Source organism: Sphingomonas eleionomae (assembly GCF_049889035.1).
Taxonomy (GTDB): Bacteria; Pseudomonadota; Alphaproteobacteria; order Sphingomonadales; family Sphingomonadaceae; genus Sphingomonas.
Window position 1 is genome coordinate 203,315 of record NZ_JBLTWP010000004.1, and the last position, 21,717, is coordinate 225,031.

The 21,717-nt window shown below is 66.7% G+C and carries 20 protein-coding genes; 9 read left to right on the forward strand and 11 right to left on the reverse strand.

The genetic code is table 11. The features are described from left to right. Positions 1 to 10: 10 nt before the first annotated feature. The 5 genes from ACNI3Q_RS12180 (at position 11) to ACNI3Q_RS12200 (ending at position 3,768) form a co-directional block, all read left to right on the forward strand. A complete protein-coding gene (locus tag ACNI3Q_RS12180; RefSeq protein ID WP_426277041.1) occupies positions 11 to 811 on the forward strand; it encodes a ferritin-like domain-containing protein in 801 nt (266 codons plus the stop codon). 168 nt (positions 812 to 979) lie between these two features. Next, positions 980 to 2,143 carry a M23 family metallopeptidase gene (locus ACNI3Q_RS12185; protein WP_426277043.1) on the forward strand — a complete coding sequence of 388 codons (1,164 nt, stop codon included), beginning with the start codon at positions 980 to 982 and terminating at the stop codon, positions 2,141 to 2,143. A gap of 70 nt (positions 2,144 to 2,213) precedes the next feature. Further along, entirely contained in the window at positions 2,214 to 2,555 is a 342-nt protein-coding gene (gene erpA, locus ACNI3Q_RS12190) for an iron-sulfur cluster insertion protein ErpA (protein WP_426277045.1), read from the forward strand. 14 nt (positions 2,556 to 2,569) lie between these two features. After that, positions 2,570 to 3,340, forward strand: coding sequence for an exodeoxyribonuclease III (xth, locus tag ACNI3Q_RS12195; protein ID WP_426277581.1), 771 nt, complete (start codon positions 2,570 to 2,572; stop codon positions 3,338 to 3,340). Positions 3,341 to 3,504: 164 nt separating this feature from the next. Further along, complete coding sequence (locus ACNI3Q_RS12200; RefSeq protein ID WP_426277047.1) at positions 3,505 to 3,768, forward strand: hypothetical protein; 264 nt, start codon at positions 3,505 to 3,507, stop codon at positions 3,766 to 3,768. A gap of 222 nt (positions 3,769 to 3,990) precedes the next feature. On the opposite strand, the gene ACNI3Q_RS12205 is transcribed toward ACNI3Q_RS12200, so the two are convergent. After that, positions 3,991 to 5,148 (reverse strand): N-acetyltransferase, encoded by a 1,158-nt coding sequence (locus ACNI3Q_RS12205; protein WP_426277049.1) that lies wholly within the window; start codon positions 5,146 to 5,148, stop codon positions 3,991 to 3,993. Positions 5,149 to 5,291: 143 nt separating this feature from the next. Here ACNI3Q_RS12205 and ACNI3Q_RS12210 point away from each other — a divergent pair, with 143 nt between their 5' ends. After that, positions 5,292 to 6,395 carry a fatty acid desaturase family protein gene (locus tag ACNI3Q_RS12210; protein WP_426277583.1) on the forward strand — a complete coding sequence of 368 codons (1,104 nt, stop codon included), beginning with the start codon at positions 5,292 to 5,294 and terminating at the stop codon, positions 6,393 to 6,395. A gap of 27 nt (positions 6,396 to 6,422) precedes the next feature. Here ACNI3Q_RS12210 and ACNI3Q_RS12215 read toward each other — a convergent pair whose 3' ends face one another. The 8 genes from ACNI3Q_RS12215 to lnt form a co-directional block, all read right to left on the reverse strand. Continuing rightward, complete coding sequence (locus ACNI3Q_RS12215; RefSeq protein ID WP_426277051.1) at positions 6,423 to 9,857, reverse strand: error-prone DNA polymerase; 3,435 nt, start codon at positions 9,855 to 9,857, stop codon at positions 6,423 to 6,425. Positions 9,858 to 9,975: 118 nt separating this feature from the next. Next, positions 9,976 to 11,508 carry a Y-family DNA polymerase gene (locus tag ACNI3Q_RS12220; protein WP_426277585.1) on the reverse strand — a complete coding sequence of 511 codons (1,533 nt, stop codon included), beginning with the start codon at positions 11,506 to 11,508 and terminating at the stop codon, positions 9,976 to 9,978. Then, entirely contained in the window at positions 11,423 to 12,217 is a 795-nt protein-coding gene (locus tag ACNI3Q_RS12225; RefSeq protein ID WP_426277053.1) for an ImuA family protein, read from the reverse strand. The genes ACNI3Q_RS12220 and ACNI3Q_RS12225 overlap by 86 nt, the downstream gene beginning before the upstream one ends. Positions 12,218 to 12,372: 155 nt before the next feature. Further along, the gene (gene trmB / locus ACNI3Q_RS12230) at positions 12,373 to 13,053 is read right to left on the reverse strand and encodes a tRNA (guanosine(46)-N7)-methyltransferase TrmB (RefSeq protein WP_426277055.1); all 681 of its coding nucleotides are present in this window, start codon (positions 13,051 to 13,053) and stop codon (positions 12,373 to 12,375) included. Between the two features lie 50 nt (positions 13,054 to 13,103). Further along, positions 13,104 to 14,306, reverse strand: a complete 1,203-nt coding sequence (locus ACNI3Q_RS12235) for an FAD-dependent oxidoreductase (protein ID WP_426277057.1) — start codon at positions 14,304 to 14,306, stop codon at positions 13,104 to 13,106. Positions 14,307 to 14,379: 73 nt separating this feature from the next. Further along, positions 14,380 to 15,441, reverse strand: a complete 1,062-nt coding sequence (locus ACNI3Q_RS12240) for a hypothetical protein (protein ID WP_426277059.1) — start codon at positions 15,439 to 15,441, stop codon at positions 14,380 to 14,382. Between the two features lie 155 nt (positions 15,442 to 15,596). Next, complete coding sequence (metK, locus tag ACNI3Q_RS12245) at positions 15,597 to 16,805, reverse strand: methionine adenosyltransferase (protein WP_426277061.1); 1,209 nt, start codon at positions 16,803 to 16,805, stop codon at positions 15,597 to 15,599. 81 nt (positions 16,806 to 16,886) lie between these two features. Beyond that, positions 16,887 to 18,437, reverse strand: a complete 1,551-nt coding sequence (lnt, locus tag ACNI3Q_RS12250) for an apolipoprotein N-acyltransferase (protein ID WP_426277063.1) — start codon at positions 18,435 to 18,437, stop codon at positions 16,887 to 16,889. A gap of 86 nt (positions 18,438 to 18,523) precedes the next feature. On the opposite strand from lnt, the gene ACNI3Q_RS12255 reads away from it, so the two are divergent. The 3 genes from ACNI3Q_RS12255 to ACNI3Q_RS12265 all read left to right on the forward strand — a co-directional run bounded on the left by ACNI3Q_RS12255 (position 18,524) and on the right by ACNI3Q_RS12265 (position 19,612). Further along, positions 18,524 to 18,946, forward strand: a complete 423-nt coding sequence (locus ACNI3Q_RS12255) for a VOC family protein (RefSeq protein WP_426277065.1) — start codon at positions 18,524 to 18,526, stop codon at positions 18,944 to 18,946. Then, a complete protein-coding gene (locus ACNI3Q_RS12260; RefSeq protein WP_426277067.1) occupies positions 18,943 to 19,245 on the forward strand; it encodes a polyhydroxyalkanoic acid system family protein in 303 nt (100 codons plus the stop codon). Before ACNI3Q_RS12255 ends, ACNI3Q_RS12260 begins: the two co-directional genes overlap by 4 nt. Before the next feature lie 67 nt (positions 19,246 to 19,312). After that, positions 19,313 to 19,612 (forward strand): hypothetical protein, encoded by a 300-nt coding sequence (locus ACNI3Q_RS12265; protein WP_426277069.1) that lies wholly within the window; start codon positions 19,313 to 19,315, stop codon positions 19,610 to 19,612. Here the strand turns inward: ACNI3Q_RS12265 and ACNI3Q_RS12270 are convergent. Both ACNI3Q_RS12270 and cobT read right to left on the reverse strand, forming a co-directional pair. Further along, entirely contained in the window at positions 19,588 to 19,857 is a 270-nt protein-coding gene (locus ACNI3Q_RS12270) for a ribbon-helix-helix domain-containing protein (protein WP_426277071.1), read from the reverse strand. The two genes, ACNI3Q_RS12265 and ACNI3Q_RS12270, sit on opposite strands and share 25 nt — an antisense overlap. Beyond that, the gene (gene cobT, locus ACNI3Q_RS12275; RefSeq protein ID WP_426277073.1) at positions 19,854 to 21,689 is read right to left on the reverse strand and encodes a cobaltochelatase subunit CobT; all 1,836 of its coding nucleotides are present in this window, start codon (positions 21,687 to 21,689) and stop codon (positions 19,854 to 19,856) included. Before cobT ends, ACNI3Q_RS12270 begins: the two co-directional genes overlap by 4 nt. Between the last annotated feature and the right edge of the window lie 28 nt (positions 21,690 to 21,717).

Genomic DNA, 21,717 nt, shown 5'->3' on the forward strand with positions numbered 1-21,717 from the left:
GGTCCCCGGCATGACCCGTCAGAGCATTGCATCGGCGGCGCGCAGCGTCCTGATCGCCAGCGATCCGGTGGACAAGGTGATGGCCGCGCGGGCCACGGCCCGTGCCTGGCGTCGCGGTCAGCTTGACCACCGGTTCGACGTGGCGATGCCCGACCGGCCGGGACGGCCCGCCACCCCGGAACTGCTGCCCCCCAACCGGATGCCGAAACGCGGCAAGGCAGGGTCGCTCCGCGGGCGGATCGCGCTGATCCATGCGTTGGCGCATATCGAATTTGTCGCAATTGACCTGGCGTTCGACCTGATCGGCCGGTTCGGCGATCAGTTTCCGCGCGATTTCGTGGATGACTGGATCGCGGTCGGCGCGGATGAGGCGATGCATTTCGCTCTGCTCGACCGGAGGCTGAGGGCGCTGGGCAGCCATTATGGCGAAATGCCCGCGCATGACGGGCTGTGGGAGGCGGCGATCGCGACGGCCGATGATGCGCTGGCCCGGCTGGCGGTCGTGCCGATGGTGCTGGAGGCGCGCGGCCTGGACGTGACACCCGCGACGATCGAGCGGATGCAGGCCGCCGGGGACACGGGGACCGCGCGCATCCTGACCCGCATCCTGACGGACGAAATCCGCCATGTCGGCGCTGGGACGCGCTGGTTCGAATCGGGTTGTGCGGTGCAAAATCTGGATTCGCGAAGCCATTGGAAAAGCTTGGTCAACAGGCATTTCCGCGGGGCGGTTAAGCCGCCGTTCAACGACTCGGCGCGGTGTCAGGCCGGTTTGACGCTCGATTACTACCTGGCCCTTGCGGAAAGCTGACGCAGCCGGTCTGTACGATGCATCCGGAGCGGAGGGGTGCCACCCGGAACCATGCTAAGCATGACCGCCATCAGGCGGCTGCACAGAACGGGTCGCAGAACGCACATGATGCAAACGACGTTGAATTCATCGAACGCCACCCTGAGTGAGCGGTTCCGGAATTTCTTCGTGACCCGCGATTTTCTGTTTCATGACGGCCGGGGCCTTCGCCGGTTCAGCCTGAGCGGCCGGGTGCAAGCCTGGATCGCCGGCGCTGCCGCCGTCCTGTTCCTGTTGTGCCTGTATGGCGCGGTGGCCGCCACCACCCAGGCGCTGATCGCCAGCGGCGCGCTGGGCGACCAGACCCCCGCCGCCAAGGTTGCCCGCATGGAGCGCAAGGTCGCGCAGATGCAGTCGGATGTCGTCCGACTGCGCCGCGCAGCAGCGGTGCAGGCTGCCCGCGTCGAAAAGCGGCAGGCGCTGCTGGCCGCCGCGCTGACCGGCGACACGCCCGATGCCGAGACGCTGCGTGCGGCGTTTATGAACCATGACGATGGCGCGTTCCACAATGAGCAGCTGGCCAGCGCGGTGCTCGCGCCGCTGCAGCGGGTGGAACAGGGTCAGGCCGCGCTGGCGGCGCAGACCCGTCGCACGCTGGACGCGCGCTACCGCCTGACCGCGAGCAGCCTGCGTCGCATGGGCCTGGACCCCGCCCGCCTGACGCCGGTTCGCGGCGCGATGGGCGGTCCGTTCGAGCCGATCGAAGAAGCGGTCGGCGCTGGCGATGCAACCGCACCTGCCCCCGGTTCCGAAGCCGATGCGCAGTTCCGTTCGCTGTTCATGAGCTGGAAGAAGCTGGATTCGCTGGAACAAGCGGTGATCGCGGTGCCCGCCGCTCAGCCGGTGGACAATCTGACGCTGACCAGCACCTTTGGCGTCCGTTCCGATCCGTTCCGCGGCACCGCCGCCATGCACGCCGGGATCGACATTCCCGGCCCGATCGGCACGCCGATCTATGCCACCGCCGATGGCGTGGTTGGCCGGTCCGGCCGCTATGGCGGCTATGGTAATCTGGTCGAGATCAACCATGGCAAGGGCATCGAGACACGGTACGGCCATCTGTCCAAGATCCTGGTCGAGCCGAACACCCGCGTGCGCCGCGGCCAGATCATCGGCCTGATGGGCTCGACCGGGCGGTCCACCGGCAGCCACCTGCATTACGAAGTCCGCATCGATGGCCGCGCGGTCAATCCGGTCCCGTATCTGCAGGCACCTGCTACACTGCTGGCCGCACAGGACCGCGTATCCGACGATAGCGTTTCGGTCGGCGGTCCCACCGGCGCCAGCAAGTAACAGCGGATTCGGCCGGGCGCGGCGCGCCTGGTCCATTGCCCCGTCGCCTTGCAGCGCCTATTTCCCGTTCATGGCTGAACAACCCACCCCCGAGTTCGAACTGACCCCTGCTGCCGCAGCGCGCGTGGCGTGGATTGCCGAGCGGCAGGCGAAGCCGGCGGTGCTTCGCCTGTCGGTGGAGGGCGGCGGCTGTTCCGGGTTTCAGTACCGGTTTGGCCTCGCTGAAACCGTCGAGCCGGACGACCGGGTTGCGGAAACGGATGGCGTGCGGCTGGTCATCGATCCGGTCAGCCTGGACCTGGTGCGGGGCGCGCGGGTCGATTTCGTCGAATCGCTGGGCGGCGCGGCGTTTCAGGTGAGCAATCCCAATGCGGCGGCCGGTTGCGGTTGCGGCACCAGCTTTTCGATCTGACGGCCGCCGTCCCGGTGAAGATCGTCAGTTACAACATCAATGGCATCAAGGCGCGGATGCCCCGGCTGGTCGATTACCTGACCGAGGATCAGCCGGACATCGTCTGCCTTCAGGAAGTAAAGTCGGCCGATCCCGAAACGCTGGCCGAACCCATTCATGCCGCAGGGTATCGCGGTGTCTGGCATGGGCAAAAGGGGTTCAACGGCGTCGCCATCCTGACGCGGGGCGATGCGCCGACCCTGATCCGCACAGGCCTGGATGGCGAGCCGGAGGACGAGCAGAGCCGGTATATCGAGGCGGAGGTCGGCGACCTGATCGTCGCATCCATCTATCTGCCCAACGGCAATCCGCAGCCGGGCCCGAAATTCGATTACAAGCTGCGCTGGATCGACCGGCTCCACGCTCGTGCCGCCGAGCTGCTGGCGATGGAGCGGCCGGTGATTTTGGCCGGGGATTACAACATCATCCCCAATGACGACGACGTGTTTTCGGTGTCAGCCATGGCGCAGGACGCATTGATGCAGCCCGAATCCCGTGCGGGCTATCGCGCGTTGCTGGCGCAGGGGTGGACGGATTCGCTGCGGACCCGGTTTCCGGCGGGTGGCGCCTGGACCTATTGGGACTATCAGGCCGGCGCCTGGCAGCGGGACAACGGCTTTCGCATCGACCATCTGTTGCTGAGCCCGCAGGCAGCGGACCGCTTTGTCGATGCCGGGGTGGACAAGGCGCATCGCGGGCGGGAACAGGCCAGCGACCATGCCCCGACCTGGGTGCGCCTGCGCTGAACCAGTGTCCGCCGACTATTGGCAAAATTCCCCGCAGCTTGGCAAAAAGAACCAAGCCCGATTTAGCTAAGTCATTGAATATACATGGTAGCAGTGTTTGGCACGGCTAATGCACTGTAGTTGGCACAGGCAACTGCCCCCGCCTGTGACAAGGGAGGAATACCATGTTTCGTGCCGTCAAGCTGCTGTCCGCCACCGCTTCCGCCATCATTGTCGCCGCCACGTTCGGCGCCGTTGCCCAGGCCCGCCTGCCCGAGCCCAAGCCCGCCCCGGCCGCTGCCAAGCAGGAAGTGGTGCATACGCCCAAGGCCAAAAAGGGTCCGCGTTACTGCATCGACACCGAAACGACCGGTTCGCGCATCGTCCGCCGCGTCTGTCAGACCCGCGACGAGTGGCTGCCCCTCGGCGTCGATCCGCTGAAGCTGTAATTGCCATCGGCCTGTCCCGCGCCGTCCCCAGCGGCGTCGGGCCGGGTCCGACACGGGTCGCCGGTTGCCGGGGGATCGGCACGGCGACTTGCCCCGCCGCCCGAACTGGCTCCACGCCAGTCGGGCGGCAGACCTGGGCCCGATTGCCGGCCGCGCTGCTGCCCCAACACAGCAGGCCGCAATCGGGCCCTTTTCATTGGGCCCGTGCGGTATGTCAGTGGATCAGAAACTGCGCGCGTACAGTTGATAGACGCGGTTCACCTTTGCCTCGATCGCGTCGGCGATTGCCTTCATCCCCTGATTATCATCGAGGATCCAGCCTATCTCGCCGCGCCGTGCGCCGAATTTCGCCACCGCGTCGCGGCGGATATATTCGATCATCATAAAGGCAAGCTGGCTGGCCATGCGCGAGGATTGCAGCCGCTTGACCACGCCCATCAGCGGGACGCGCATCGTCCGGGCCTTTGGCCTGCGCAGCCACCAGAGCAGGCGGATGAAGTTGAACGGGAACAGCTTGCCGTCGAACGGGGCAATCGCCTCGTTCAAATCGGGCAGGGTGATCATGAACGCCACCGGTTCGCCATCGATTTCGGCGATGCGGATCAGGTCCTCGAACACCAGGGGTTTCAGCTTCTTGCCGACATCGTCGATTTCCGGCTGGGTCAGCGGCACGAATCCCCAATTGTCCGACCATGCGTCGTTCAGGATCGCCAGGATAATCGCCGCCTCTTCGGCAAAGCGGGATTTGTCGACCCGGCGGATGCGGATCTTGCTGCTCTTTTCCCCTGCCGCGACGATGCGGTTGACCAGTGCGGGAAACCCGTTGGTGATATCAAGGTCATAGGTCAAAAGCTGCTTGACCGGGGCATAGCCCGCCGCCTCGATCCATAGCTGATATTCGGCGCGGTTGTGCCCCATCATCACTGTGGGCGGATGGTCGTGACCCTGAATCAGCAGGCCCGGCTCTTCCCAGATCGACAGGCTGACCGGACCGACGGCGCGGGTCATGCCCATTGCGGCCAGTTCCGCCTCTGCCCGCGCGATCAGGGCATGGGCGACCGCTGCGTCCTCCGCCTCGAACATTCCCCAAAAGCCGGTGCCGGGGCCAAAGCCCTGATCGGTCGGCATTTCCAGCGCCAGCCGGTCGATATGCGCGCTCATCCGGCCGACGGCGCGGCCATCGCGTTCGGCCAGGAACAATCGCGCCTCGGCATGGCTGAACCAGCCATTTTTTGCCGGATCGATGCGCTCGGCCATTTCCTGACGCAGCGGCGGAACCCAGTTCGGGTCGTCGCGGTTCAGGCGATAGGCGAGGTCAATGAACGCCTGACGATCGGCTTTGCTCTCCACGGGGCGAACGGACAGTTTCGGATCGGCCACGGCTGCCCCTCTTGAACTTGGCGCGGTCAACGCCCTTGTTAACGGCTGCATCGTCAAGCGAGCACGCTCGTTCGATGTCAAGGGCTGATGGCGCTGGCGACGCCACCATGCTGCCATGTTTGTTCGCCATGAGTGTTGGTGTCATGAACGCTTATGCCAGTCTCGACCGGCGGGATGCCGAACGTGTTGCAGTGCCTGCGGGCGCTGGAATGACGCGCGGCCGTGTGGCCGATGATCGCCAGATGTTGCGGACGGCGGCCGAATTGAGCCGCGATCTGCATCGTGCCCGCCCGGCCATTTACTGGACCGACCTGATCGCGTCGGCGCTGCTCGGCTATGCTGCGCTGGCGCTGGCGATCGGCCTGTCGTCCGGCCTTGCGGCGCTGGCGGCGGCAACGGTCGCCGTGTTCGCGCTGTATCGCGCGGAAAGCTTCATTCACGAACTGACCCATGTGAAGCATGACCAGCTGCCCGGCTTTCGCACCGGCTGGAACCTGCTGATCGGCATTCCGCTGTTCGTGCCCAGTTTCCTGTACGAAGGGGTGCACCAGCTGCACCATGCTCGTCAGCGTTATGGCACGGCGCAGGATCCCGAATATCTGCCGCTGGCGCTGATGAAGCCGTGGAGCGTGCCGCTGTTCGTGCTGGTTTCCGCGCTGGCCCCGCTTGCGCTGATGGTCCGCTTTGCGGTGCTCACTCCGCTTGCCGCGCTGTTTCCGGCGGTGCGCAACGCGCTGATCCATCGCTGGTCGGCGCTGTCGATCAATCCCGATTTCCGTCGGCGGATGCCGGAAGGACCGGCGGCGCGCCAGTGGCGCTGGCAGGCGGCGGGCGCAAGCCTGTGGGCCAATGCACTGATCGCGGGCATGATTTTCGGTGTCATCCCGGTGCGCGCGTTCGTCATCTTCATGGCGGTGCTCAGCATGGCGGCGGTGGTCAATCAGGTGCGGACGCTGGTTGCGCATCTGTGGGAAAATGATGGCGAGGAACTCAGCCTGACCGCGCAGTATCTCGATTCGGTCAATGTGCCGCCGCCCGGCCTGTTGCCGTTCCTGTGGGCGCCGGTGGGCCTGCGCTATCATGCGCTGCATCACCTGTTGCCAGGCGTGCCCTATCATTCGCTGGGTGAGGCGCATCGCCGGCTGGCCCGCACGCTGGAACCGGATTCGGCCTATCACCGCGCCAACTATGCGGGGCTGGCCCCGCTGGTCGGCGCACTGGTGGCCAAGACGGTCCGTCGCGGCTGAACCCCGGAGGGCCGGCCAGCGCCGGTCTTAATGAAAATCCCGCGATCCCGGCAGGATGCGCATATCGCGCGGATGCCGGTTCTGGCCCACGGGCCGCGCCACTTCGTCGACCGGGCATAAGGGCGGGCGGGGCGCATCGTCCGACAACAGGCCGAGCAGGCCGGTGCGATCCTGAACCCGGTTGGCCATCAGATGGACGACCCCCTCCGGGCTGCGCTGAACCTGGCCGGACACGACCATCAGCCGCGATGCCATGACTTCGCGGCGGAACCGTTCGAACAATCGTGCCCAGAGCAGGATGTTTGTGACGCCTGTCTCATCCTCGATGGTGATGAAAATGGCGTTGCCCTTGCCCGGTCGCTGGCGGACCAGCACCACGCCGCCGGTGCGCACGAATGCCCCCGCCTTTGCCGCACTGGTTTCCGCACAGGACAGCACGCCCTCCGCCCGCAGGGTCGGGCGGATGAACGTCATCGGATGATCCTTCAGCGACAGGCGGAAGCTTTGATAATCCGTTGCCACTTCCTCGCCCAATGGCATGGCGGGCAGGGCGATGGCGGGCTCCTCCCCCAGTTCGCGGGCGCGGGCGGCGGCGAACAGCGGCAATTCGCCCGATGGCGTCCGCCGCGCCTGCCACAGCGCCGCACGACGGTTCATCGCCAGCGAGCCAAAGGCATCGGCATCGGCCAGCAGGCGCAGCGCACGGGCGGGCAGGCCGGCCCGCCGCGCCAGATCCTCAGTCGAGGCAAAGCGGCCCTCGTCCCGCGCCGCCGCCATCGCATCGGCCCATTCCTGGCGGAAACCGTCAATCTGACGCAGCCCCAGCCGCAGCGCCAGGGCATCGCCGTCCGGCTCCATGTGCGAATCCCAGACGCTGTGATTGATGTCGATCGGCCGCACCACGACGCCATGGTCGCGCGCGTCGCGGACGATCTGCGCCGGCGCGTAAAAGCCCATGGGCTGCGAATTCAGCAGCGCGCAGGCAAAGATGCCGGGGTGATGGCATTTGATCCAGCTCGACACATAGACCAGCCGGGCAAAGGACAGCGCATGGCTTTCGGGAAAGCCATAGCTGCCGAACCCCTCGATCTGGCGATAGCAGCGTTCGGCAAAATCGGCCGTGTATCCGCGCGATGTCATGCCGCCGATCATCTTGTCGCGGAACACATCGATGCCGCCGCGATTGCGGAACGTCGCCATGGCGCGGCGCAGCTGGTTCGCCTCTGACGGGGTAAAGCCCGCCGCGACGATGGCCAGCTTCATCGCCTGTTCCTGGAAAATCGGCACGCCATAGGTGCGGCCGAGCAGGTTCTTCAGCTCATCGGGATCATGCGGCGGGCCGGGGGAGGGATATTCCGGTTTCTCGATCCCCGCCCGCCGCCGCAGATAGGGATGGACCATGTCCCCCTCGATCGGGCCGGGCCGCACGATCGCCACCTGCACGGTCAGGTCATAGAGCGAACGCGGCTTCAGGCGCGGCAGCATGTTCATCTGTGCCCGGCTTTCCACCTGAAACACCCCGATGCTGTCGCCCCGTTCCAGCATGGCATAGACGGCGGGATCGTCCGCCCGGATATCCACCTCCAGCGTATGATGGCCCAGGCCATGATCCGCCATCATGGCAAAGGCGCGGCGGATGCAGCTGAGCATCCCCAGCGCCAGCACATCCACCTTCATGATGCCCAGCGCGTCGATATCGTCCTTGTCCCATTCGGCAAAGGTGCGATCCGCCATGGCGGCATTGTGCAGCGGCACCGTTTCGTCCAGCCGGTCCTGCGTCAGGATGAAGCCGCCGACATGCTGGGACAGGTGGCGGGGAAAGGGCGCGGCCAGCAACTGGCCCGACAGGTCGATCAGGCGGCGGATTTCCGGCGCATCCGGATCGAACCCGGCATCGGCAAAGCGTTTTTCGGGCATTTCGCGGCTGAAACTGCCCCAGACGGTGGAAACGATGCGGGCGGTCACATCCTCGCTAAGGCCCAGCGCCTTGCCCACTTCGCGCACCGCGCTGCGCGGGCGGTAATGGATGACGGTCGCGGCGATGGCGGCACGGTGGCGGCCATAGCGGCGATAGACATATTGCATCACCTCCTCGCGCCGTTCGTGTTCGAAATCGACATCGATGTCGGGCGGTTCGTTCCGTTCCTCCGACACGAACCGGGAAAAGAGGAGGTCATGTTCGGACGGGTCGACCGAGGTGACGCCCAGCAGGAAACAGACGATGGAATTGGCCGCGCTGCCCCGTCCCTGGCACAGGATCGGCGGATCCTGAGCCCGCGCGAACACCACCAGATCATGGACGGTCAGGAAATAGCACGCATAATTCTGTTGCCGGATCAGCGCGAATTCCTCGTCCAGCCGCCGGCGCACATCCGGCGTCAGATTGGGGCCATAGCGCGCATGGGCCGCCTGCATGACGATATGTTCCAGCCACGCCTGCGGCTCCCACCCGTCCGGTACCGGTTCGTGCGGATATTCATATTTGAGCTGTTCCAGATCAAAGCCGATGCCGTCCAGGAACCGGATCGTCTCGTCCAGCGCGCCGGGATGATCGCGGAACAGCTGGGCCATTTCCTGCGGCGGTTTCAGGTGGCGTTCGGCATTCACCTCCACCCGGGTGCCCGCCGCCGCAATGGTCACGCCGTCCCGGATACAGGTCAGAATGTCGTGCAGCGGGCGTTCGTGCGGGGCGGCATACAGGACATCGCCGGTAGCCAGGACCGGCACGCCAGCCTCTGCCGCAATCGCTGCCAGCCCAGCCATCCGCCGCGCATCGCGCCCCCGCCGCTGCATCGCCCCGCCCAGCCACACCCGGCCGGGCGCAATCCGGACCAGCCGGGCAAGCAGCGCGGCCAGCCCGTCCGGTTGCACCAGTGCCAGCGGCGGCACCGGATCGGCGCTGTCATGATCGACGGGATTGCGGCGCGGGCGCTGCGGCGTGGCGGTGCTTGTCGGCAGGACGATCAACTGCAGCCCGTCCTGAAACGCCAGCAGATCGGGCAGGCGCAGGATGCAATCGCCCTTTTCCGCGCGCAGATTGCCGGTAGTCAGCAGCCGGGTCAGCCGGCCCCATGCCGCGCGATCGACAGGATAGGCGACGATATCCGGCGTGCCGTCGACGAACACCAGCCGCGCGCCGACGACGAACCGGGGCAGGGGGCGGCAATCGCCAGCCTCTGCCTGCGCCTCCCGCACCCGTTTCAGCGCGCTCCAGGCGCGGACCACGCCTGCCACCGTGTTGCGATCGGCAATGCCGATGCCCGCAAGGCCAAGATCGACCGCACGCAGGATCAGATCGGCGGGGTTCGATGCCCCGCGCAGGAACGAGAAATGCGTGGCGGTAACCAGTTCCGCAAAGGGCGCTGGCGGCGCATCATCGCCCTGTCCGCGCGGCCGCTCAGCCGGGACAAGCTGGACGACGCTGCCCGATTTTCCGCCGTCATGCTCAACCTGTTTCAGCATCCACTCCGCCTTTTCAGCCGGGCGGTGCGGAGGAGAGATCGACCCTGAACCCCGTTCAGGGTGACGGTTGGCCTTTCCTCGCTCACGCGAACAGGCGCTTCTGTTGGGCCTGTCTCGCTCACGCGAACAGGCCGTGGACATACCAGCGGGGATCGGCGCGTTCATCGCCATACAGGCCGTGGCGGAACAGCCAGAAGCGGCGGCCGCGCACATCCTCTACCCGGTAATAATCCCGCGTCAGACCGGGGTCGCCCGGCGCGCGCCGCCACCATTCGGCGCTGATCCGTTCCGGCCCCTCGGCCCGTGCCACTTCGTGCAGGGTGCGGCGCCAGCGGAATCGCTGGGGCGGCCCGTCGGGCAGGCCGGCGATCACCTCGACCGGCTGGGGCGGATCGAACAGGTGAACGGGACGCAGCGGCGGCTCGCCTGCTTCCGGTTCGGGCCAGGGGGCGGGGGCCTGAACATCCATGGCGGGCAGGGCGAGCGACGCCTGTTCGGGCATGTGGCTGTCGCGCGTGACGAACCGGCGCACCCGCTGGCGGCCGACCCGGGTGCTGAGCCGGTCGATCAGCGCGGCCACCGCCTCTTCCCGCGTCTCGCCCCCCTCCAGTGCCAGTTGCGCGGCAGCCAGTGGCTCGTCCTGCGGCACGGCCAGCCGGATCATGTCGAACCCGAAACCGGGGTCGATGGGATCGGCCAGCGCCCCCACCCGTTCTTCGAACAATCGCTGAATCCGCGCCGGATCGCGCAGGGGAAGGCCGCTTTCGACGGAAAGGTCGATGACATGGCCATCGCTGCGATACAGGCGCGCGACAAAGCGGCGTCCGCCCCGGCGGCGTTCCTCAAGCGCGGCCGACGCCTCGACCGCCAGTTCGCCGATCACCGCCATTGCAGTGTCGGCCGTCGCAATCGGTTCGGCAAAGCGGCGCTCAAGCATCAGCGCAGGCAGCGCGCGGCGCGGGGTGATGCGGCTGTCGCTGCGCCCCAGCACCCGGTTCAGCCGGTCGATAGCCTCTGCCCCGAACCGCGCGGCGAGCGGCGCCGGCGGCTGATCGGCCAGATCGCCGATGGTCTTCAGGCCCGCCCGGCGCAGGCCATGTTCGCTTTCGCTGTCCAGTTCCAGCGCACTGACCGGCAACCGGCGCAGCGCCGCTGCCTCATCGCGCGCGGGCGCGGACTGAAACCTGGCGAGCGCCCTTGCCCCCTCCGGCGTTGCCGCCATCGCCAGCCGGATACCGCTGGCCCAGCGCCGCATCGCTGCCGATACATCCGCGATCAGCCCCGCCTCGCCATCATGGCGGTGCAGGCATCCGGTCATGTCGAGCACCAGAGCGTCGGGCGGCTCCGCCTCGACCAGCGGCGTGAACCGGTCACACGCATCGGCGATCCGTTCCAGCCATTGCCGGTCGGCCGCCGGATCGGCGACCACCGCGATCAGCGCCGGCACACGCGCCTGTGCATCGGCCAGCGTCATGCCGGGAGCAAGGCCATGGGACAGCGCATCGGCATCGCACGCGGTCAGCCGCATGGCGCCGCGCTGCCGGTCGATCAGGACCAGCGGGCCGTCACCCCGCCTGGCGAAGGGGCGGTCGCGCAGCAGCCGGTCGGTCGGCAGGAACGGGAACCACAGCGCCAGGAAGCGCCGCTGCATCCCCGTTCCGCCAATCGCATAATCGTCCCTGTTCACGGTTCCACTCCACGCGCCAGTTGCCGCCATCCGGTCGGCCGCGCTGGCGCATCAATTCGATATCCCAGGCCGGATGGCCGGGGGCATTGGCGGCCAGCGGGACGGACGGGGCCGCCGATACCCGCCACCGTGTCTGCGCCGCATTGGGCGACGCCGCGCCGTCCAGCCGCAACAGGATCGCGGTGACCCCGTGGGATTCGGCCGCCAGCGCCAATCGCCGACTGGCCGTCAGGTCGAGTGCGCGTGGATCGCCCGCCAGTTCGATCGCCACCGCGCCCAGCGCCGGACAGCGAAGGCCATCCACCGCCGCCCGCAGCACCGCCGCCGCATCGGGCAGCACGCCGACGATCAACCGCGCTGGGTCCATGCCGATCGCTGCCAGCCCGGACGGGCACAGTGCCCCCGCCATCCGCCAGGCCGGTTCCTCGACCAGCCACAACATCTCCCCCCCGATCAGCTGAGCGCAGAGCGCCGCAAATCCCGATCCGCTGCCCGCATCCGCCGATGTCGCCAGCACCTCGTGCAACCGGCCGCGCATCAATCCACCGCCCAGCGCGCGGTCGATCGCCGGATGCCCGGTCGGCGAGCGGTCGGCCGGCCGCGCATCGACCAGCGGCCCACGCCGTTCGATCCTGGCGATCCTGCGCCGGACAAGGCGAAGCGATTCGGACATATGTTCTACTTATGTTCCAAATAGGGTCCGCGTCAACGCCGCCTGAAATCGCTGTCTGGGGAAGGGCGCGCGCAGCACGAAGCCGCGCCCGGTCAGTGAACGGGCGGAACCGGCACGATCCACGCGCCGTTCCTTACAGTGTCAGCGATCCGGCGTCAGACGCGCCGGTAGCGAAAGTACCACACCTCGTGCCCCTGCCGCCGGGCCTTTCGCTCATAGCGGGTTTCCGGCCAGTCATCGGGCCGCGTCAGGAAATCGGCGGCGCTGGTGGCCAGCCATTTGAAATCGGGCCGTTGGTTCATCACCATCATCGACCAGCGGCAATAGGTGGGATCGTCGGTGCCCAGCCGGAATTCCGCGCCCGGTTTCAGCTTGGCGGCGATCAGGTCGAGCGGGCCATGATTGACCATGCGCCGCTTGGCATGGCGCGCCTTTCGCCATGGATCGGGGTGGAGCAGATAGACGCGCGTCAGGCTGGCATCGGGCAGCCGCTCGATCACTTCCAGTGCATCGCCCATGTGCAGCCGGACATTGGTCAGCCCCCCATCGCGGATATGGCCCAGCGCGCCAACGACACCGTTCAGGAACGGTTCGCACCCGATAAAGCCATGGTCGGGCCGCATCGCCGCCTGTCCGGCCAGATGCTCGCCCGCGCCGAACCCGATTTCCACCTCCAGCGGGCGGTCATCGCCGAACAGCGTTTCTGCCGTCACCGGGCCGCTTTCCGGAACGCTGACCTGTGGCAGCAATTCCTCGACCAGCGCGGACTGGCCCTGACGCAGCTTGTGCCCCTGGCGTCGGCCATACAGGCGGCGAATGGTCGTCGGATCGTTCATGGCCGTGCGCTTTGGCGACAACCGGCCGCCGGGGCAAGCCGCGCGCGGCGTCAGGCCGCCGGCTTGCCCGCAAACAAGGCCGCTGCATCGTCGATCCCGGCATAGGCGGCCGCCATGTCCGGTGCCTCGCTTTCATCGCCAAACCCGAAATAATCGTCATCGCCCAGCGGCTGCACGACGATGCCGTCGCGCCGCGCCAGCACCGACAGCTTGCGGTAGTAAATGCCATAGGTGACGCCCGGCTGGGGCAGCAGCCACGCGATCTGCCCGCGCACCGGCACCAGCCGCTCGTCCCCGAACAGCGCCTTTGCCGCATAGCCGGTGCAGTTCATCACCACCGGTTCGGCAATCCGGCGAAGGTCGCGGACAGAGGCGAATGTGTCGTGCACAAAGCGTCCCCCGGCGGCCAGAAACTCCGCCTCCAGTTGCCGGCAATAGGCCGCGACATTATAGGTCATGGTCGATGTCCGCCGGGCATAGGCGGTGGGGAAGGGGTGCTGTGCCGGGTCCAGCGGCTGGCTTTTGGGCACCATGTCGGCGACCATCGGGTCCAGTTCCGCGAAATGCGCTCGTCCCGGATGCGCCGCCTCCAGCGCCGCCAGCCGCGCCGCGCGCGGTTCGGCGGGCGTATCGGACAACAGATAACGGTCGGTCCATTCCACCGGATCGCCCGCCATGCCCAGATAGCTCTGGTGCATGGCAAAGCTGGCCCGCGCCATCCGTTCCCATTTCGCCGGGAAATCGGGGCCAGCGGCATCGACATGGGCGATGCGCGAGGATGGCGTCCATGCGCCCGTCGCCCAGGAGGAACGCGTGTCGGGAAAGCGGTCCTTGGTATAGATCGTCACATCCGCGCCCATGCGCTGCGCGGTAATCGCGCTGGTCAGGCCGATACAGCCCGCGCCGATCACCGCGATGCGTTTCCCCTGGGCCAGCGCCAGCGGGACCGCGATCTGCGCCGATCCCCAGGACAGCGACCAGCCGCTGCCGCCATGGCCGTAATGGTGGACGACCCGCTTGCCGCCCACCCGCTCCAATTCGATGCGCGGCCCGGTGGCCAGGAAGGGGCGCAGGCACACGGTGACGCGGAACATCCGGTCGCGCCGGGCCATGACGGGGACGATCGGCGGGGGTGGCGCAAAGGCCATTCCCTGCGCCCTCGCCGCGCGTGGTGCAGTGCCAAGTCCGATGGCGGCAACCCCGCCGCCCATGATCAGGCTGCGCCTGTCGAGCACCATGGTTCCCCCTGTCATTATCGTGGCGTCGCTATCGCCGACGCACCCAGCTTATCGGCTTTGCTGCAAAGCGAAAGGGGTCGATACCGCGCTATTCGGTCAAAACACCGGTATCGATGGTGATTTCCTTTTTCTTGCCGACCGTGCTGACCGAGCTGACGGGCTTTTCCTCGCTCAGCACCGCCAGTGCCCGGTCGGGGGAGGGCAGCGCATCCTGCATCGGCAGCACATAGGTCCTTTCCAGATCGACGAAGCGAACGACCCATCCATCCGGCGCGTCATCCTTTAGCTTCATCTGCGGGCTGACGCTCAGGCCGCGTCCGCTGTCGGATGACGCCAGGAAATAGCCGTTGGTCGCCGCGTTCGCGCGGTACACGCCATCATCGCCCAGCTTGGGATCGCGGCACCAGGTGACGGGCTCTGCCGGTTCCGCCTTGTCCTTGCCCTTGATGTCCGCCGCCGCCATCGACAGCACCGCACCCAGAATGGCCGAAGTGCCATCGTCCTTGACCGACCTGGTCGATGCGGCGGTGGCGATTGCCGATGGGCAGTCCTGTACCGGTGTCAGCACCGCCGGCGGCGTGTCCTTCTTCCCCGGCTTGGGCCAGCGCAGCGACTGGATCGCCTGAATCGTGCGCTCGCGGGCTTGTTCCGGCGTCGCCGTCTCGCTGGAATAACGGACCTTGATGATCCATCCGTCGATGCCGGTCATGGCGACCGCTGTGGAACGATAATTCTTCTCGGTCCGATAGGCGGCGACCAGTCCCGCCTTGTTGCCCGGCCCGCTGCCCTGAAAGGTCAGCGGATCACTGGTCAGCACCGGTGTGCCATAGACTTCCGGCCGATGTTCGATCGACCAGCGTGCCCGGTCGAACCAAATCGGGATGGACGCGCCCGCCAGCCGATAGACATAGATGGAATAAAGATCCGATCCATCCTCCGGCTCATACTGGAACGATATGTCGCTTTCGGTTTGCGTGAGGTCCCGCGCGCTTTGCATTCGCGCACCCAGGACGGTCCCCGGTATCTCGATCCGGCTGGGTTTGTGGCGATAGGGATTGCCGGGCTTCACCTTCAGCTCGCGCGCCTGTTGTGCGGCAAGGGGAAGCGGCGCTGTCAGCAGCAGCAGTGAAAACGCCAATCGAATCATCATGCTACGCCCCTCCCGACCATGTCGCGGGAAGGGTGGCGACATGGTCCGTACACGGCAACCGGATTCTTCCGGCGATCCGGTGCGCGCCAATGAAAAAAGCGGCGCATCCCGGGGGAAGCGCCGCCCTTTCCTTGGTTCGTTGCCCCCTGAGGGGTTCAGGCCAGCGCGGCCTTCAGGTCGTCGACCAGGTCCAGCCGCTCCCACGGGAAGAAGTCGCCTTCGGGCTTACGGCCGAAATGACCATAGGCGGCGGTCTTCTTATAGATCGGCTTGTTCAGGCCAAGATGCGTGCGGATGCCGCGCGGGGTCAGGCCGCCCAGCTTCTCGATCGACTGAATCGCCGCTTCGATCGCATCATCGCCGACCGTGCCGGTGCCATGCGTGTCAACATAGAGCGAAAGCGGCTTGGACACGCCGATGGCATAGGCGATCTGGATCGTGCACCGCTGGGCGAGGCCCGCGGCAACGACGTTCTTGGCCAGATAGCGGGTGATGTACGCGGCCGAACGGTCGACCTTGGTCGGATCCTTGCCGCTGAACGCGCCGCCGCCATGGGGGCTGGCGCCGCCATAGGTGTCGACGATGATCTTGCGCCCAGTCAGGCCGGCGTCACCATCCGGGCCGCCGATTTCGAAGCTGCCGGTCGGGTTGATGTGATAGACGGTCTCGTCGCTCAGCAGTTCGGCGGGGATCACGTCGGCGACCACCGACTTCACATAGGCGTGCAGTTCGGCTTCCTTGTCGCCCGTATCGTAACCCGGCGCGTGCTGGGTGGACACGACGATCGCGGTGCAGGCGACGGGCTTGCTGCCCTCGTACCGCAGCGTCACCTGGCTCTTGGCGTCCGGCTCAAGGAACGGGGCTTTTTTTGAATGACGGTCGGCGGCCATCTGCTCCAGGATCTTGTGGCTGTAATACAGCGTGGCCGGCATCAGGTCGGGCGTATCGTCGGCGGCATAGCCGAACATGATGCCCTGATCGCCGGCGCCCTCGTCCTTGTTGCCGCTGGCATCGACACCCTGTGCGATGTGCGCCGACTGGCCGTGCAGGTTGTTTTCGAACCGGAGCGTCTGCCAGTGAAAGCCGTCCTGCTCATACCCGATATCGCGGACAGTATTGCGGACGGTCGCCTCGATCTCTTCCTGTGCGCCCGGCGCCCATTCGCCGTTTTCATAGACGCCCTTGCAGCGGATTTCGCCCGCCAGCACGACCAGCTGGGTCGTGGTCAGCGTTTCGCAGGCGATGCGCGCTTCGGGATCCTTGGACAGGAACAGGTCGACAATGGCGTCGGAAATCTGGTCGGACACCTTGTCGGGATGGCCTTCGGACACCGATTCGGACGTGAAAAGATAGCTGGAACGCATGGTAATCCTCTGATCGGGATGAATGTCGCGGAAAAGCCGGGCCGTTGCCATGCCCATATAAAGCTTTCCTTATATGCGCCTCTAGCGAGCGAAGCGGCGCGCGGCAAGGGCGGCGGCTGCCAGAAGCACCGCGCAGACAAGGGCCAGCCAGTTGCCCAGCCGGGAGAACAGGGTCGGCGGCAGCGCATCCGGCAAGGACACGTCGATCACGCCCCGTTGCCCGTGCGGCACCGTGCCGATCAGGCGGCCGTGCGCGTCTATCACCGCCGAAATTCCGTTGGGGGTGGACCGCAGCACCGGCAACCCTTCCTCGATCGCGCGCAGCCGCGCCTGGGCCAGATGCTGGGGCGGACCCCATGCGCCGAACCAGCCATCGAGCGAGGGATTGACGATCATGCGCGGCCGCTGGCGCGGATTGACCGTCTGACCCGAAAAGATGATCTCGTAACAGATCTGCACGCCGACCAGGCCAAAGCCTGGCACGGGGATGTTCGCCGGGCCGGATCCGGGGCGGAAATCGATGTCGCCCATCACCAGCCGCGACAGGCCCAGCGGCTGCAGGATCGAGCGCATCGGCAGATATTCGCCATAGGGAACCAGATGCGCCTTGTCGTACCGCGGGCCGATCTGGCCATCAGGGCGGATCAGGAACACCGAATTGGTTGCCGCATCGATGATCGGATCATCGCCGAACAACAGGGCGTTGCCGCCGACCAGCGCATGGTCCTGTGGCCGAAGGCGGGCGGCGATCCGGCGGCGGGCGACGCTGGCCGGCATTTCGAAATACCAGCCGGGCGGATAATCATCCTCAAGATAATATTCCACCGACCCCTCCGGCCACACCACCAGCGTCGGTTCGGGATGCTGTGCCGGGGTCATGTCGAGCAGGGTGCGGAAGATGCGCTCCTCATAGCCCGGGTCGCGCACCGATTCCTGGCCGATATTGGGCTGAAGCACGCGGACGCGGGGCGGCGGCGTCGCGTTCACTGGCCGGGTCAGGTCAATCGGAAACAGCAGCAGCGCGGCCACGGCAACGGGACCGATCACGGCAAGGGCAAAGCGCCATCGACGCTGCGCAAGCAGCAGCAGCGAGCCGGCCACCAGCATGGTCAGCCCGGAAAGCGCATAGGTGCCGGTCCACGCGCTCAACTGCGCCACGCCGCCCACTGGCAGCCACGCCACCGACAGCGGGTTCCAGCTATAGCCGGTGAACAGGCTGGCGCGCAGCCATTCGGTGACGATCCACGCCGCCGCGGCCATCAGTACGAACGCCGCGCCCGGCCGCCCACCCGTCCGCCCGAACCGCCAGGCAAGCCCCCCAGCCAGCATCGGATAGACCGCCAGATACAGCGCCAGCGCCACGACCGCGAAGTAACCAAGGACTGGCGGCATCTTGTCCTGATAGTCGAAGGCGTGCTGAATCCAGTTGTTGCCGATGGTGAAATGCCCGACGCCGAACAACCAGGATTGCCACAGCGCGGCCTTCAGCGTCGGCGCATCGTGCAGCGTCCATAGCCATACCGCCAGCGCGACCAGCAGCACCGGCCACAGGTCCAGCGGGGCGAAACCGACGGGAGAGGCAAGGCCCGCCGCAAGGGCGATCCAAGGCGCAAGGCGAGGGGGCAGCGTCATGCGCGCGCTGTAGCCCATCGACGCGCGGCAGGGGAGGGGCTTGCTTGGCCCTCGCCCAGCCTGCCCGGCTTTGCTAGGAGTGGGGCATGACCGGCCTTCGCCCCTTTCATCTCGCCATTCCCGTCCATGATCTGGCCGCCGCGCGCAGCTTTTACGGCGATCTGCTCGGCTGTCCGGAGGGACGCTCCGACGCGCACTGGGTGGATTTCGACCTGTTCGGCCATCAACTGGTTGTCCATGTCAGCGAAACGGCCCGCCCGGCAGAGGCGAGCAATCCGGTGGACGGCCATGATGTCCCGGTGCCGCATTTCGGGGTGGTCCTCACCATGTCGCAATGGGAGGGGCTGGCCCGCCGTGTTGCCGATGCCGGCATCCCCTTCGGTATCGAACCCCATGTCCGTTTCCGCGGCCAGCCGGGAGAGCAGGCGACCATGTTTTTCCGCGACCCCAGTGGCAATGCGCTTGAGTTCAAGGCATTTGCCGATGATTCGATGTTGTTCGCCCGATGAGCGCGCCGATCGAGGTCGATCTGCCGCACCAGCTCGGCCGCACGGGTGCGCGCGAGCGGATCGGCAAGGGGATCAACAAGCTGGCCGAATGGATCCCCGGCGGCAGCATCCATGATCCGCAATGGGATGGCGACCGGCTGGCCTTTGCGGTGATTGCGCTGGGCCAGCGGGTCGAGGCGATTGTCGATGTCGCCGACGATCATGTCCACCTGACGCTCGACCTGCCGCCGATGCTGGCGCTGGCGGCCGGGCGCATCCGCGACAAGCTGGAACGCGACGGCCCGAAACTGTTGACCTGATGCAACCATCGGCGCGATGCTGCGCTTCATGGCGATGAAGCGGCATCGACTGATAAAAAGCCGGACGGTGCGTATGGTGGCCGGGGTGATCGGCGTGGCCGTCCTGATGGGCATATTGGCCGGTTCGTGGATCGCCAGCGACCTGCGAGACATTGCCCGCCCGCCGCGTTTTGCATCCCAGCCCGCGCTGGCGGATCTCGGCACCGCTGAAGCAGAGGAGGCGCGGTATCGCCGCGCCGTGGCGGACGGCACGCTGATTGACCGGCGGCAGACGCAGGGCTGGACCGGCCTGCGCCCCGTCGTCCGCGAACCGGCGATGCAGCCCGCCTTTACCCGCGCCGATTACGAGGCCGAACCGGCCCGCTGAGCCTGAACCAGCAACCAGCTGCGGATGGCGCTGGCCAGATTGGGGGGAACGTCCGCCACGATCCGGGCCGCATCGATGGCCGCGATCAGCGCGGACAGCGGCAGGGCGCGGGCGGTTGCCTCTGCCTCCAGCGCGGCCCAGAATACCGGTTCCAGACTGATCGAGGTTTCGTGCCCGGCAATGGTGACGCTGCGCTTCACAGGCCCGGCAAAGCCCCCGGCTGGCGGCGCAACGCCGATGCTCATTCGCTGTCGAACAGGCTGGCCAGCTGTTCCACCATCGTGCCCGCCAACTGATCCGCATCCATGATCGTGACCGCGCGGGCATACCAGCGGGTGACGTCATGGCCGATGCCGATCGCCACCAGTTCCACAGGAGAGCGCCCCTCGATCCATCCGATCACCTGTCGCAGATGCCGGTCGAGATAGGAGCCGCTGTTCACCGACAGGGTGGAATCATCCACGGGCGCGCCATCGGAGATTACCATCAGGATCTTGCGATCCTCCGCCCGCGCGATCAGCCGGCCGTGCGCCCAGAGCAGCGCCTCGCCATCGATATTTTCCTTGAGCAGCCCTTCGCGCATCATCAGACCGAGCGATTTCTTGGCCCGGCGCCACGGCTCGTCCGCCTGTTTATAGACGATGTGGCGCAGATCGTTCAGGCGACCCGGCTGAGGCGGGCGACCGGCGGCCAGCCATGCCTCACGGCTCTGTCCGCCCTTCCACGCGCGCGTGGTGAAGCCCAGGATTTCGACTTTTACCCCGACGCGTTCCAGCGTGCGGGCCAGGATGTCCGCGCTGATCGCGGCAATGCTGATCGGGCGGCCGCGCATCGACCCCGAATTGTCGATCAGCAGGGTGACGACCGTATCCTTGAAATCGGTGTCCCGCTCCACCTTGTAACTGAGCGATTGCATCGGATTGACGATCACGCGGGCAAGGCGCGCGGCGTCGAGCAGCCCTTCTTCCTGATCGAAATCCCAGCTGCGCGCCTGTTGCGCCATCAGGCGGCGTTGCAGGCGGTTCGCCAGTTTCGTCACCGCACCCTGCAGGTGCGCCAGCTGCTGGTCCAGATAGGCGCGCAGCCGGGTCAGCTCTTCCTCGTCGCACAGTTCGGCTGCGGTCACGACCTCGTCATGCGCGGTCGAAAATGCCTTGTATTCGAATTGCGGGGGCAGGTCGGCCAGTGGGCGGTTCGGGCGCACGGGCAGGATGCCGTCCTGTCCCTCGTCCCCCGGCTCGCCGTCCATGTCGTCGAGCCCATCCTGCTCCTGCTGCTGGGTCTCGCCGTCCTGGCTGTCGTCCTGAGCCTGTTCGCCGCGCGCCTCGAACTCGCCCTGGCCGTCGGCGCCGCTTTCGCTGTCCTGTTCGGCGTCGTCAGTATCGTCCTCGCCGTCCTGCGTCCCTTCATCATCCGACCCGCCGGCTTCCTCGTCATCCGGGGTGATCTCGCCCTCGATCAGGTCGAGATCCTCAAGCAATCGGGTGGTCAGCGTCTGGAATGCCTGCTGATTGTCGAGCGCAAGGGCGAGCGCGTCCAGATCGGCCCCGGCGCGATCCTCGATCCAGTCGGACACAAGCGCCATCTGCACCGACAGGCTGGCCGGCGGTGCCTTTCCGGTCAGGCGTTCGCGGATCATCAGCTGGACGGCGGTGGACAGCGGCACCTCGTCCCGGTTGCGCGCCCGCGCGATCGGATCGGAGCGCAGCCGCATCATCAGCGCGTGATCCAGATTGTCCGCAATGCCCGCATAGCCTCGTGCGCCCAGCGCCTCGATCCGGGCGGTTTCGGCGGCGTCGAACACGGCGCGGGCGACGGGATCAGCGGGCGCACCGCGCCGGTGCAGGCCGGTGTCGTGCAGTTTCAGCCGTAGCGAAAAGCTGTCGGCAAAGCCGCGCGCCTCGGCCACCTGATCCGCAGGCAGGGTGCGCGAGGGCATGGGAACGCGCAGCGTCCGCCCGGACTGGGCCGGCGCGTCGGGGGTAAAGGCCAGTTCGACCTCCGCATCGTCGGACAATGCGCGGCAGGCACCGCCCAAAACGTGCTTGAACCGGTCGAGGGGTGAGTCACTGGCCATTCCTGCCTTGTTGTGTCTCACCCGCGCC